8 protein-coding genes are annotated in these 12,584 nt (G+C 59.1%); 5 read left to right on the top strand and 3 right to left on the bottom strand.

The genetic code is table 11. From position 1 onward, the window contains the following. Window positions 1-45: 45 nt before the first annotated feature. The 3 genes from preA to hydA form a co-directional block, all read right to left on the bottom strand. Window positions 46-1,320, bottom strand: a complete 1,275-nt coding sequence (preA, locus tag PPUTUW4_RS14900; RefSeq protein ID WP_007988216.1) for an NAD-dependent dihydropyrimidine dehydrogenase subunit PreA — start codon at window positions 1,318-1,320, stop codon at window positions 46-48. Continuing rightward, complete coding sequence (locus PPUTUW4_RS14895) at window positions 1,321-2,688, bottom strand: NAD(P)-dependent oxidoreductase (RefSeq protein ID WP_015095418.1); 1,368 nt, start codon at window positions 2,686-2,688, stop codon at window positions 1,321-1,323. A 164-nt stretch (window positions 2,689-2,852) separates the two neighbouring features. Then, entirely contained in the window at window positions 2,853-4,292 is a 1,440-nt protein-coding gene (gene hydA / locus PPUTUW4_RS14890; RefSeq protein ID WP_015095417.1) for a dihydropyrimidinase, read from the bottom strand. A gap of 543 nt (window positions 4,293-4,835) precedes the next feature. Between hydA and PPUTUW4_RS14885 the strand changes: the two genes are divergently transcribed. From PPUTUW4_RS14885 to PPUTUW4_RS14865, 5 genes are all read left to right on the top strand, one after another. Then, the gene (locus tag PPUTUW4_RS14885; RefSeq protein WP_015095416.1) at window positions 4,836-6,320 is read left to right on the top strand and encodes an NCS1 family nucleobase:cation symporter-1; all 1,485 of its coding nucleotides are present in this window, start codon (window positions 4,836-4,838) and stop codon (window positions 6,318-6,320) included. 148 nt (window positions 6,321-6,468) lie between these two features. Then, window positions 6,469-7,752, top strand: a complete 1,284-nt coding sequence (locus PPUTUW4_RS14880) for a Zn-dependent hydrolase (protein ID WP_015095415.1) — start codon at window positions 6,469-6,471, stop codon at window positions 7,750-7,752. A gap of 193 nt (window positions 7,753-7,945) precedes the next feature. Beyond that, entirely contained in the window at window positions 7,946-9,442 is a 1,497-nt protein-coding gene (locus PPUTUW4_RS14875; RefSeq protein WP_015095414.1) for a helix-turn-helix transcriptional regulator, read from the top strand. A 160-nt stretch (window positions 9,443-9,602) separates the two neighbouring features. Beyond that, a complete protein-coding gene (locus PPUTUW4_RS14870; protein ID WP_015095413.1) occupies window positions 9,603-9,854 on the top strand; it encodes a DUF1652 domain-containing protein in 252 nt (83 codons plus the stop codon). Window positions 9,855-10,536: 682 nt separating this feature from the next. Further along, window positions 10,537-12,504: a hypothetical protein gene (locus tag PPUTUW4_RS14865; protein ID WP_015095412.1), complete on the top strand. Its 1,968-nt coding sequence runs from the start codon at window positions 10,537-10,539 to the stop codon at window positions 12,502-12,504. Window positions 12,505-12,584: the final 80 nt, after the last annotated feature.

Here is a 12,584-nt window from a genome sequence, read left to right as displayed (position 1 = left end):
GGAGCGAGCTTGCTCGCGATGGCGTCAGCTCAGGCGCCGCTAATATCAAGGGCTGACGTGATACGGATTCCTCGGATCATGATTCCAGTCCAGGAACGGTTTGCCGGTCTCCACCGGCACCATCTCGATACAGTCCTGCACCGGGCAGGTGATCTGGCACAGGTTGCAGCCCACGCACTCCTCATCGATCACCTGGTACTTGTGCGTGCCATCCGCTTGCTTGAGGCTGGCTACGGCCTGGTGCGAGGTGTCCTCACAGGCAATGTGGCAACGACCACAGCCGATGCACGCCTCCTGGTCGATTTTCGCGATCACCTGGTAGTTGATGTCCAGGTACTTCCAGTCCGTGGTGTTGCCCACCGCGCGCCCGGAAAATTCCGCGACACTGGCGTAGCCCTGACTGTCCATCCAGCGTGACAAACCGTCCTTCATGTCTTCGACAATCCGGAAGCCATGCAGCATCGCCGCCGTGCACACCTGCACCGCGCCGCTGCCCAACGCGATGAATTCCGCAGCGTCGCGCCAGTTGCCGATGCCGCCGATGCCGCTGATTGGCAAGCCTTGGGTCTGCGGGTCACGGGCGATTTCGGCGACCATGTTCAAGGCAATCGGCTTGACGGCCGAGCCACAGTAACCGCCGTGGGTGCTCTGGCTGCCGACCATGGGATTGGCGACCATGCGCTCGAGGTTGACGCTGGTGATCGAGTTGATGGTGTTGATCAGCGACACCGCGTCGGCACCGCCACGATGGGCCGCGCGGGCGGCGACGCGGATGTCGGTGATGTTCGGCGTGAGCTTGACGATCACCGGCAGCGAGCAATAGGTCTTGCACCAGCGGGTGACCTGTTCCACATATTCCGGCACCTGGCCGACCGCGGCGCCCATGCCGCGTTCCGGCATGCCGTGGGGGCAACCGAAGTTCAGTTCGATGCCGTCGGCGCCAGTGGCTTCCACCAGCGGCAGGATGTGTTTCCAGGATTCCTCGACGCAGGGCACCATCAAGGACACGATCAGCGCGCGGTCCGGCCAGTCCTTTTTGACCTGGGTGATTTCCCGCAGGTTGATCTCCAGCGAGCGGTCGGTGATCAGCTCGATGTTGTTAAAGCCAAGCACCTCCCTGTTCGCCCCGAAGTGCGCCGAGTAGCGCGACGACACGTTCACCGCCGCCGGATCTTCCCCCAGGGTTTTCCAGACCACGCCGCCCCATCCGGCCTCGAAGGCGCGGACCACGTTATAGGCCTTGTCGGTGGGTGGCGCGGAGGCCAGCCAGAAAGGATTGGGTGCCTTGATGCCGGCGAAGACAATCGACAGATCGGCCATTTACGCAGCCTCCACGTTGAGCATCAGTTGAGTGTTGATCGCCTCGGCGGCGCGCTTGCCATGTTGCACCGCTTGCACGGTGAGGTCTTGATCGAGGCTGGTGCAGTCGCCGCCGGCATACACGCCGGGGATGCTGGTGCGCAGCTGTTCATCGACTGCGATGCGCTCGCCCTGGCGCTTGAGTTCGCACGCCAGCGGATCGGCGAGGGCGTCGCTGTCGAAGGCCTGGCCGATGGCCTTGAAGATCGCGTCGGCGGCCAGTTCGAAGGTTTCACCGGTGGTTTGCAGGCGACCTTCGACCAGATGGGTGCGGGCGAAACGCATGCCGCGCACCCGGCCGTGGTCATCGAGCAGCACTTCTTCAGGTTGTGCCCAGGTCATCAGCCTCACCTGATTGGCCTTGGCAATCTCCTGTTCGTGATGGGTGGCGCCCATGTCTTCGACGCCGCGCCGGTACACCAGGTTCACGTCACGGGCGCCGAGACGGGCCATTTGCACGGCCATGTCGATGGCGGTGTTGCCCGCGCCGAGGACGATGCAATGATCGGCCAGGGGCAATTGGCTCAGGTCATCGGCCTGGCGCAGTTCGCGGATGTAGTCGGTGGCGGCGAGCAGGCCGGGCGCGTCTTCGTGGGCCAGGCCCAGTTGCTTGCTGGCGTTGAGCCCGAGGCCGAGGAACACCGCATCGAACTGTTGATGCAGTTCGCTGAGGGTCAGGTTGTCCCCGAGTTTTTTCCCGTGGCGGATTTCGATTCCGCCGATTTCCAGCAGGAACTCAAGCTCCCGTTGCGCGTAGTCGTCCACCAGTTTGTATTTGGCGATCCCGTATTCATTGAGGCCGCCAGCTTTTTCCCGCGCCTCGAAGATCACCACGTCATGCCCGTGCATGGCGCTGCGGTGGGCGCAGGACAATCCGGCTGGACCTGCGCCCACCACGGCGATGCGTTTGCCGGTGGCGGCAGCACGCTGGAACGGGTGAGTGCTGAAGTGGGCGTTGTCCACGGCGTAGCGCTGCAACAGGCCGATCATGACCGGCGCGCATTCGTGGGCGTTGTTGCGCACGCAGGCTTGCTGGCAAAGGATTTCCGTCGGGCACACCCGGGCGCAACTACCGCCGAGGATGTTGGCCGAGAGGATCTTCTGCGCGGCGCCTTGCACGTTGTCCTGCTGGATGTTGCGGATGAACGAGGGAATGTCGATTTCGCTCGGACAGGCATTCACGCAGGGCGCGTCGTAGCAATACAGGCAGCGCGAGGCTTCCAGGTGCGCCTGTCGCTCGTTGAGCGGCGGCGCCAGATCGGTGAAATGGCCGGCGAGGGCGGCCGCATTCTCAACGGGATGCGGAAGGTGGTCCAGGGTCTTGATCACGGTGTTGGCCTCACGGTTATTTGAGGTGCTGCCTCTGAATGGGCATTGTTTTTTGTGTTGTCTGTGCGGGCCTCATCGCGAGCAAGCTCGCTCCCACAGGGATTTGTGAACACTGAAGATCCACTGTGGGAGCGAGCTTGCTCGCGATAGGCCGAAGGCCGCTCTCAGCGTTCAACAGCTACAGGCTTGTGCAGCTCGGCCCGCTTGCTCAGCAAATCAAACACCGCCGGGTACGCCGGCCGTTCGATGTAGCGCCCGGCGCCACGCTCGGCCCGCAGGTCACCGTCGGCCCAGACCACCCGGCCTTGGCTGATGGTGTGGCTGGGCACGCCGCGCACGGTCTTGCCTTCGAAGATGTTGAAGTCCACCTGCTGATGGTGGGTCTTGGCGGAAATGGTCCGCGTGCCTTGCGGGTCCCACAGCACCAGGTCGGCATCGGCGCCGACGCGAATCGCGCCTTTGCGTGGGTAGAGGTTGAAGATCTTCGCGGTGTTGGTGGACGTCAGCGCGACGAATTGCTGCATCGAAAAGCGTCCGCTGTTCACCCCTTCATCCCACAACACCGCCATGCGGTCTTCGATGCCGGCGGTGCCGTTGGGGATCTTGCTGAAGTCGTCGCGGCCTGCGGCTTTTTGCTCGGCGCAGAAGCAGCAGTGGTCGGTGGCGGTGGTGTGTAGGTTGCCCGATTGCAGGCCATGCCAGAGCGCCTCTTGATGACCGCGAGGGCGAAACGGCGGGCTCATCACATAACCGGCGGCGGTTTGCCAGTCCGGGTGGCGGTAGACACTGTCGTCCAGCAGCAGGTGCCCGGCCAGCACTTCGCCGTAGACCGGCTGGCCCTTGCCGCGGGCGTAGGTGATTTCGTCGAGGGCTTCCTTGGTCGAGACGTGCACCAGGTACAGCGGCGTACCCAGGGTTTCGGCGATGCGGATCGCCCGGCTCGCGGCCTCGCCTTCAACCTGTGATGGCCGCGATAGCGGATGCGCTTCCGGCCCGGTGATGCCCTGGGCCATCAGCTTGCGTTGCAGGTGATAGACCAGTTCGCCGTTTTCCGCATGCACGGTCGGCACCGCGCCCAGTTCTAGGCAGCGCTCGAAGCTCGCCACCAGGGTGTCATCGGCGGCCATGATCGCGTTCTTGTAGGCCATGAAGTGCTTGAAGCTGTTGACGCCGTGCTGGCTGACCAGTTCGGCCATTTCCTCGCGGACCTGTTCGCTCCACCAGGTGATGGCGACGTGAAAGCCGTAGTCCGACGCCGACTTCTCGGCCCAGCCGCGCCATTGATGGAAGGCTTCGAGCAAGGATTGCTGCGGATTGGGAATCACGAAGTCGATGATCGAGGTGGTGCCGCCAGCCAGTCCTGCCGCCGTGCCACTGTAGAAGTCTTCGCTGGCCACGGTGCCCATGAACGGCAGTTGCATGTGGGTGTGCGGGTCGATGCCGCCGGGCATCAGGTATTGGCCGCTGCCGTCGAGCACTTCGGCGCCTGCAGGGACATCGAGGTTTTCGCCGATGGCCTTGATCACGCCGTCTGCGCAATACACATCGGCGCGATAACTTTCATCATGGGTAATAACGGTGGCGCCACGGATCAACAGAGACATTCCGAGTTCCTCGCAGGCAATGACCGGCTTGTGCCGGCTCTAGATGTTTTATGTGACGCCAGCGTCAACAGGTGTATTCCTGTCAGTGCTGTCAGGATTAAACGCTAGCTGCAGTTAATCGAATCGGCAAGAATATTTTTTATAAGCTTATGCAGTTATTAACTGATTGATATTTAACGATTAAATACAATAATCACCAAAATGGTGAGCGACCTCACCATTTTGACGCACTTGACAGGATCGAAAAATAGTCAAGATTTCTTATGTGAAATCAGCTGTTTGAGTATGGTCTATGGTTGATGCGCAGCCATTGAAAAAAAGATCAACGCACCAGTTTGAGTCCTGACTGTCCGGACAACTTGCCTGGCATTCGGCCTGAGTGGCCTGACAAATAGTCGAGTCAGCGAATAAAACTGATAAACATCAGTTGGTTGCAATGTGTTTATGGAACTGCCCGATGCGTAATCGGGGTACCCGGCACGTTTATTGATGCCGCCAGCCCCCGATGAGCAAAAAAATAATTCAAAGAACAGTGGAGCGGCCATGCAACAGATCAGATCGCAAGTGACCGAGCGCGACGGCTTGTTCGAGCTGGAAGCCGGCAGCGATGTCCTCGACAGTCCCCGTTACAACCACGACATTGCACCGACCAAGGTGCGCGAACGCACCTGGAACAAATGGCACATCACCGCGTTATGGGTGGGCATGGCGATCTGCGTGCCGACCTACACCCTCGGTGGCGTGCTGACCGCGTACTTCGGCCTGACCGTTGGAGAAGCGCTGCTGGCGATTCTGTTAGCCAACGTCATCGTGCTGATTCCCCTGACCCTGAACGCCTTTCCCGGCACCAAGTACGGCATTCCCTTTCCGGTGTTGCTGCGCTCGTCCTTCGGCGTGCTCGGTTCCAACATTCCGTGCCTGATCCGCGCCCTGGTGGCGTGCGGCTGGTTCGGCATCCAGACCATGTTCGGCGGGTTGGCGATTCACCTCTTCCTCGGTTCGGTGTTCGAGGGCTGGAAGTCCCTGGGCGGCACCGGCGAGGTCATCGGCTTCATGGTGTTCTGGGCGCTGAACCTGTGGGTGGTAATACGCGGCGCCGAGTCGATCAAATGGCTGGAAACCCTGTCTGCACCGCTGTTGGTTTTGGTGGGTGTAGGGCTGCTGGTCTGGGCCATGCCGAACGTGTCGATGACCGAGTTGCTGGCGATTCCGGCCAAGCGTCCCGAAGGCGCCGGGGTAGCCAGTTACTTCGCCGCCGGGCTGACCGCGATGGTCGGCTTCTGGGCCACGCTGTCACTGAACATTCCGGACTTCAGCCGCTACGCGAAAAGCCAGAAGGATCAGATTGTCGGGCAGATCATCGGCCTGCCGTTGACCATGTTCCTGTTTGCTTCCCTGGGTGTGGTGATGACCGCGGCCTCGGTGAAGCTGGTGGGCGTGACGGTTTCCGATCCGGTGACCCTGATCGGTCATATCCAGAGCCCGGTGTGGGTCGCACTGGCCATGGCGCTGATCATCATCGCCACGCTGTCGACCAATACCGCAGCCAATATCGTGTCGCCGACCAATGACTTCCAGAACATCGCCCCCAAGGTGATCAACCGCACCAACGCCGTGCTACTGACGGGCTTCGTCGGCTTGGCGTTGATGGCCCATGAGTTGTTGAAAAAACTCGGCCTGATCGTTTCCGACCTCAGCCTGGAAACCGTCTATTCCAACTGGTTGCTCGGCTATTCCAGCCTGCTCGGGCCGATCGCCGGGATCATGGTGGTGGACTATTTCCTGATCAAGAAACAGCAGCTGGACCTTGCCGGCCTGTACCGCGATGACGTGTATCCGGCGTGGAACTGGAGCGGTTTCATGGCCTTCGGTGTGCCGGTGGTGTTGACGCTGCTGTCGCTTGGCAGCGATGCGTTCAGCTGGTTCTACAGCTACGGCTGGTTCACCGGTTCGATTTTGGGAGGGGTGATTTATTACGGGTTGAGTGTGATGCGGTCCAGCCCATCTGTCGCGAAATCTGCGGTGTAGCGGCTGGCCTCTTCGCGAGCAGGCTCGCTCCCACAGGTTTTGTGAACACCCGAGAACCCTGTGGGAGCGAGCCTGCTCGCGAAGGCGGCCGCACAATCACCAACGAATTGCCTGAAGAAACACACAAGAACAGCCAGAGGAGATCATCATGAACGCGGCCGTCGACGTTCTGCAGTCCAGCCATCAACACATCAACCGCGACCGCCTGTGGCAGTCGCTCATGGAGCTGGCCAAACTCGGCGCCACGGTCAAGGGGGGCGTGTGTCGCCTGGCCCTGACCGATCTCGATCGCCAGGCTCGGGACATCTTCGTCAAATGGTGTGTCGATGCCGGCTGCACGGTCAGCATCGACGCCGTCGGCAACATCTTCGCCCGTCGCCCCGGGCGCAATCCCGACCTGCCACCGGTGATGACCGGCAGTCACATCGACACCCAGCCCACGGGCGGCAAGTTCGATGGCTGCTTCGGTGTCTTGGCAGGCGTCGAGGTCCTGCGCACCCTCAATGACCTGAACATCGAAACAGAAGCACCGCTGGAGGTGGTGGTCTGGACCAACGAAGAAGGCTCGCGCTTTGCCCCGTGCATGATGGGCTCCGGTGTGTTCGCGGAAAAATTCACCCTCGAAGAAACCCTGGCCAAGGTCGATGCCGATGGCGTGACCGTGGGTGACGCGTTGAATGCCATTGGCTACGCCGGCCCGCGTAAAGTCAGCGGCCACAAAGTCGGGGCCTATTTCGAAGCCCATATCGAGCAAGGCCCGATACTTGAAGACGAACGCAAGACCATAGGCGTGGTCATGGGCGCGCTCGGGCAGAAGTGGTTCGACCTGAAACTGCGTGGCGTCGAAGCCCACGCCGGCCCGACCCCGATGCACCTGCGCAAGGACGCCCTGGTCGGCGCCGCGGTGATCGTCGGTGCACTCAACCGCGCCGCCCTCAGCCATCAACCCCATGCCTGTGGCACTGTCGGTTGTCTGCAAGCCTATCCCGGCTCGCGCAACGTCATCCCCGGTGAAGTGCGCATGACCCTGGATTTCCGCCACCTGGAACCGGAACGCCTGGACTCGATGATCGCCGAAGTGCGCGAAGTCATCGAAACCACCTGCGACGAACACGGCCTGACCTTCGAACTCACCCCGACCGCCGACTTCCCGCCGCTTTACTTCGACAAGGGCTGCGTCGAGGCGGTGCGCGGTGCTGCCCAAAGCCTGGGCCTGTCGCACATGGACATCGTCAGCGGAGCAGGGCACGACGCGATCTTCCTCGCCGAACTCGGTCCGGCGGGGATGATCTTTGTGCCGTGCGAGGGCGGTATCAGCCACAACGAAATCGAAAACGCTGCACCGGATGATCTGGCGGCCGGGTGTGCGGTGTTGTTGCGGGCGATGCTGGCGGCTTCTGAGGCCATCGCGAAGGGGAAACTGGCGGCTTGAAGATCAAAAGATCGCAACTCCCAACCGGTTCATCATGCGTAATCCGGAAAAATTGGCAGGGCTGGAGGCATCGTTGAATCTGTACTAGTCAAACGGCCGCCCGGAGCAGGCTCGCTCCCACAAGGTTTCTTTGCACTATTGCAAGCCCGGGCGGTCGTATTCTTCACAGGGTCGCCATTCTTGTGGAGATGCGATGAGCCAGGACGTCCTGAGCACGGAAACCAATCGCCGCCAGTTGCAGCAGATCATCGCCGGTCTGTCCGACGGGGTTATTCTGCTCGATCCCGACCAGAGCATCCTGTGGGCCAACGAGGCGGCGCTGGCCATGCACGGTGTTTCGCAAGTCAGCGACCTGGGTGCCACTGCCGCGGCGTATGCCAAACGCTTCGCCTTGCGCTATCGCAACAAGCACGGGTTGGCAGTTGACAGCTACCCGATCAGCCGGGTCGCGCGCGGCGAGACGTTCAGCGATGTGTTGGTGGAAGTGACGCCGGCGGCGGACGAAGCGCGTACCTGGGTCCATCGCGTGCGCAGCCTGGTATTGGCCGACAGCCGTGGCGATCCGGAATCTCTGGTGTTGATCATGGACGATGTCACCGAGTGGGCCAGCGCCGAGCAGCGTTTTGAAAAAACCTTCACGGCCAATCCGGCACCGGCGGTGATTTGTCGGCTCAGTGACTTGCGCTACATCAAGGTTAACCCGGGGTTCCTCGAAATGACCGGTTACTCCCGTGACCAGGTGATCGGCACTTCGACCTATGAGCTGGACGTGCTGGACCAGGCCGAGCACAAAGAACTGGCCAGGCAGCGTCTATGCGAAGGGACGACCATTCCCCAGATGCAGGCCGAGTTGCGCCTGGCCGACGGTGGTCGCAAGCAAGTAATCGTGGCCGGTCAGCCGCTGGAGCTCAACGACGAAGCCTGCATGCTGTTTTCCTTTGTCGACATGGAGCCCCGGCACAAGGCTGAAATCGCCCTGCGCCAAAGCGAAGAACGTTTCGCCAAGGCCTTTCGCCTGTCGCCGGTGCCGATACTGGTATGCCGCGCGGCGGATCAGTTGGTGCTGGATGTCAACGAAGCCTTCCTTGATACCCTGGGTTATCCCGGTGAAGAGGTGCGTGGGATCGGCATAACGCAGATCGACTTCTTCGAAGACCGGCACGCACGCATCCAGCTGTTCGCCGCCCTGGAGAAAACCGGCAGCCTGGACCGCATCGATGTGCGTGTGCGTAGAAAAGACGCCGGGCTGATCGATTGCACGGTGTCGGCGGACACCGTGAACATTCAGGGCACACCCTGTTATCTGCTGGTGTTGATGGACATCACCGAGCGCAAGCGCACCGAGCTGGAGCTGGTGGCGGCCATCGAGGAAGTGATGAAGGACGCCTCCTGGTTCAGCCGCACGCTGATCGAAAAACTGGCCAACGTGAAGAGTGTGAATTCTGCGCAGTTGCCCAACCTGTCCTTCACTGACCTGACCGCCCGTGAGCGCGATGTGCTGGGCTTGATTTGCGAAGGCCTGGCCGACAAGGAAATCGCCGCGCGCCTGAAGCTGGCGCCGAACACGGTGCGCAACCATGCGGCTGCGGTGTATTCCAAGCTCGACATACACAGTCGCAGCGAGGCGATTGTCTGGGCGCGGGAGCGGGGGCTGTTCTCCAGCGAGTGGCGGCCCAAGGGGCAGCGTTAAGGTGCAATTGCACTAAGGCGCTGGGTGCAAATGCATGTGTCGACCTGCCGTGGTGGCTCTTAGGCTGGGGATGCAGCTGTGCGCCCCCTGAGTAAACCGCCAACAGGAATAGCCCCATGAGCCCGTTACACCCCCCATCAAGCCACCAGGGCCCGTCGCAATGATTACGCTCGTGCAGTTGAGGATGCTGATCGAGCACAGTTTTTCACCCCTGGCCTGTGAATGCAGTATCACCGGCGAACACTGGCTGACCGTCAAGCTCTATCACCCGGTGTCGGGTCAGGTGGACCTGGTGGTCAGTGGCCTGAACATGAGCACGCTGCAAACAGCAGAGTCGGTCGCTTCGCTGATCGAAGAATTGCGCTATGAACTGCAGTGCAATTCCCTGCAACGTCCTGACCCGGTGATGTAAGAACTGCCAGCTTTTTGCTGGTATTGGCCACTGGCTGGGCTATAAGTGATTCGCAGATATTTATTTTTGTGACAGGTGTATGGATTTTGCGCGCCGGTTTTGTTGTCACAAAAATGTGTCGATCACTTATCGCGGGTCAACCTATGAAAACTCTTGGGAAACGCGTTATCTCACCCTTGTCGCTGGCATTGTGCGTAGCGATTCTCGGCGGCTGTTCCAGCCCGCCACCACCTCCAGCGGTCACGCCACCCCCTCCTGTACGCACCTGCCAGGCCATGGATAAAACCGATGTACTGGGCGATGTGCGCGCTGAAAATGGCGAAGTGACCCGAGTCACCACCACGACTCGCTGCGTTACGCAGTAAACCCGGGCGCGATGTGCAGCAACCTCGACCTGCTCGGGGTGATGGTGATTGCTTTCATCGTCGCCCTGGGTAGAGCGGGACCCGAGATCTGCTGATTGGCGTCACGCCTGCCAATGCCGTGGCCGACTCGATGCATTTCTGGCGACGTGCGGCACCGACCCGGTCACCTTGAAAAACGTGAACGACTTGTATGCCATCTGCGGTTTGTATCGCAGCTTGGTCTAGTAGCCCTGTCAGTTATGGCAGTTTTCGGTATATCGATTTTTCCTGATAGTGAATGGACTGTTTTTGTCCAACGCTAAAAAGGAAACGTCGTCATGACCGACGAATTAAAAGCTGCAACCGTTGCACCAAGCCCTTGGGACCAAGCCACGTTGTCGATCAACGGTAATAAAGTGGAAAGGGGTACGGCACCTGTTTTGCTCCGTGGGCAGGAGAACGTTGTGACGGTGGAGGCCCCGCCCGCAATCGCCAGGGCGCTGAATCTGGGGCTGCCTGAGGATGGCGGTTTGAGCATCGCGGCATCGCCGGATTTTGGCAATTGGGTGGCTCCCGTCGATGGCAAGTTCACTTGGAAGATAACGCCGGGCACTGGCAAGAGCGGTCGTATCGCCCTGGTGTTTTTCAGCAGGGAAGTGCTGGAGTCGTGGGAGCATCGAAGCCTGGTGATTTCGAGCAACCTGGCGGATGAGGCAGACGTGAAGATCGGCGGCGTCGCCGTACCTGCCGGGGGTAATTGGTTTTACCGGGGCAAGGTGCAAACGGTGACGTTGACTCCCAAATCAGGCAGCCCGCTGGCCGGCCTTCCGGTCACGTTGACCTGTGCAATCAAAAGTGGCCTGGATGTCGCCAACGTGGTGAGTGCACCGGCTTTCGGCAGTGAGCAACCCACGTATAGTTGGAGAGTGACGGGGTATACCAAAAGCGGTACTTTCGAGCTGAAGCTGTCGGGAAAGGGCATGACTACGCCTATTACCCTGCCAATCAGTAAGTTGCTGTCGAACCATTTAGCTGACGAAGCTGTTGTCAACATTGGCGGCGTCGCTGTACCGGACGGAGGTAATTGGTTTATCCGTAATCAAGCCCAGATCGTCACACTGAGACCAAAGTCAGATAGTCCATTGGCAGGCTTACCGGTCACGTTGACCTGCACAATAAAAAGCAACCTTAATCCTGCCAACGTGGTGAGTGCACCAGGCTTTGGCTCTGAGCAAACTATGCATAGTTGGAGGGTGACGGGGAATACCAACAGCGGTACTTTTGAACTGAAGCTCTCAGGGCAGGGCATGATTACACCAATTACCTTGCCAATCAGCAAGTTGCTGTCCAACAACCTGGCGGATGAGGCTAATGTCAAGATTGATGGTGTAGCGGTGCCCGCGGAGGGCAATTGGTTTTTCCGGGATAAACCGAAAACTGTCACGTTGACTCCAAAACCCGGCAGTCTACTCGCTGGCCTTCCGGTCAGTTTGACCTTTGCAATCAAAGGTGGGCTCAGTCCCGCCAATTTAGCCAGTTCGCCTGCATTTGGCAGTGAGCAAACTGGCTATCGGTGGGACGTAGTGGGGAACACCAAAAGCGGTGCTTTTGAATTGAAGTTGTTGGGTAAGGGCATGACTACGCCTATTACTCTTCCAATCAGCAAGTTGTTGTCGAATAATCTGGCTGACGAAGTAAATGTTTTGATGGACGGTAAGGAGATTTCCAATGTAGACATCCCGAACCTGAGGAGAGAATGGCATACATTTACATTGGTCCCGAAGTTGTATAGCCCGTTGGCCGGGTACCCGTTGAGGCTACAATGGATCAAAGGAGATGGAATTGAGTCGGGGGATCTGGAATTTCGGCCGCAAATAAACACAGAGTCTGCTGTCTATAGTTGGCAGGTTACTGGTTCTTTCACGAAGTCGGGGAGTTATGAACTCGGATTCAGTGGGGCAGGATTCAGTGAAATGCTGGTGTTGCCTGTTATTAGGCAGATAGTTCCCAAGTACTATGTGAATGGAAAGGAGCTTCTTGATCTTACCGATTTTATTTTACCTGATAGGCCGTATTCTTTAAGTGTGGAGGTTTCAGCTGGAGTGTCGAACATATATGTCAAAAATAGCCCTAATGAGTTCATCTTTAATCCTCCTTTGAATCGGTCGTTTCCTGTAATTAATGGAAGGGTGGAGTGGACCTTTTCATCTCCAGCTGTCGGTTATGTTTTAGATACGCTAACTTTTGATTATTCATCTGTATATACGGCGCGGGAAGATGTTTTGCTTTTTGGTCGACCGTCTTAATTTGCTCGCTAAACAATTATTGCGCATAGTTAAAAAACGGCAGTGTCATGAGCCCACTGCATAACAGGGGCTTCTGTTAT

It is taken from the genome of Pseudomonas sp. UW4 (genome assembly GCF_000316175.1).
GTDB lineage: Bacteria > Pseudomonadota > Gammaproteobacteria > Pseudomonadales > Pseudomonadaceae > Aquipseudomonas > Aquipseudomonas laurylsulfatiphila.
This window is presented reverse-complemented; position numbering and strand designations above follow the sequence as displayed.

Excerpts from the sequence above, each read along its gene's own strand:
- preA (WP_007988216.1), bottom strand. The coding sequence starts at position 1,320 with ATGGCCGATCTGTCGATTGTCTTCGCCGGCATCAAGGCACCCAATCCT.
- hydA (WP_015095417.1), bottom strand. The coding sequence starts at position 4,292 with ATGTCTCTGTTGATCCGTGGCGCCACCGTTATTACCCATGATGAAAGT.
- PPUTUW4_RS14885 (WP_015095416.1), top strand. The coding sequence starts at position 4,836 with ATGCAACAGATCAGATCGCAAGTGACCGAGCGCGACGGCTTGTTCGAG.
- PPUTUW4_RS14880 (WP_015095415.1), top strand. The coding sequence starts at position 6,469 with ATGAACGCGGCCGTCGACGTTCTGCAGTCCAGCCATCAACACATCAAC.
- PPUTUW4_RS14875 (WP_015095414.1), top strand. The coding sequence starts at position 7,946 with ATGAGCCAGGACGTCCTGAGCACGGAAACCAATCGCCGCCAGTTGCAG.
- PPUTUW4_RS14870 (WP_015095413.1), top strand. The coding sequence starts at position 9,603 with ATGATTACGCTCGTGCAGTTGAGGATGCTGATCGAGCACAGTTTTTCA.
- PPUTUW4_RS14865 (WP_015095412.1), top strand. The coding sequence starts at position 10,537 with ATGACCGACGAATTAAAAGCTGCAACCGTTGCACCAAGCCCTTGGGAC.